The 844-nt window shown below is 45.1% G+C and carries 1 pseudogene; it reads left to right on the forward strand.

Going from position 1 to position 844, the window contains the following annotated elements:
* Positions 1-261: 261 nt before the first annotated feature.
* A pseudogene (locus tag QL886_RS12980) lies at positions 262-844 on the forward strand (Na+/H+ antiporter NhaC); the annotation flags it as partial.

Genomic DNA, 844 nt, shown 5'->3' on the forward strand with positions numbered 1-844 from the left:
ATAACCTTGCCAAGGTTGGGGTCGAGAGTTCGAATCTCTTTTCCCGCTCCAAATATGGCTTGAAAAAGCGCAAAAAGCCTCACTTCACAGTGAGGCTTTTTTTTATGTGTAAAATCTGTCCTAAGTCAGCTAATAGCGAAAACATAGAAAGCAAAAACTAAAGCTAACTATAAGTAGGATAGAGATTATCAATATTGAAAAATAGATGCGCACCCCCGAATACCTGAGCAAACTAAACCTATAGCAACATAAGGGCATCCAATGCCACCAAAACCCCTCACATTAATCAGTGCCAAGCTCGCCTTTATTATCTCAGCCATCGTCATCGGTATCATGGGTGTTACCATGATTGGCTTTGGCTGGGTGCCGCATTTGTCTCTTATATTGGCCATCTGTGTCCTGCTCGCTATTGGTATGACCAAAGGTCTGAGCTTTGATGACATGCAAGCACAAATGGCCTCAGGGGTCATGCGTGGTATTGGTGCCATCTATTTGTTCTTCTTTATTGGTCTGATGGTTGCGGCGCTCATGATGTCTGGCGCCATTCCTACACTCATGTACTTTGGTTTTCAGCTCATCTCACCTGAGTATTACTATATCTCCGCCTTTATCTTGACCTCCATTATTGGTATCGCTTTAGGTAGTAGTTTGACCACGGCTGCCACACTGGGGGTCGCCTTTATCGGGATGAGTAATGCCTTTGATGCCAATGTGGCGATAGCAGCGGGGGCGGTAGTATCAGGGGCGTTCTTTGGCGATAAGATGTCGCCATTGTCTGATACGTGTACTATTGCGTCCTCTGTTGTTGGTATCGATCTGTTTGAGCACATTCGCAATATGATGT

The sequence above is a fragment of the Psychrobacter sp. APC 3281 genome, assembly GCF_030407815.1.
In the GTDB taxonomy this organism is placed as follows: Bacteria; Pseudomonadota; Gammaproteobacteria; order Pseudomonadales; family Moraxellaceae; genus Psychrobacter.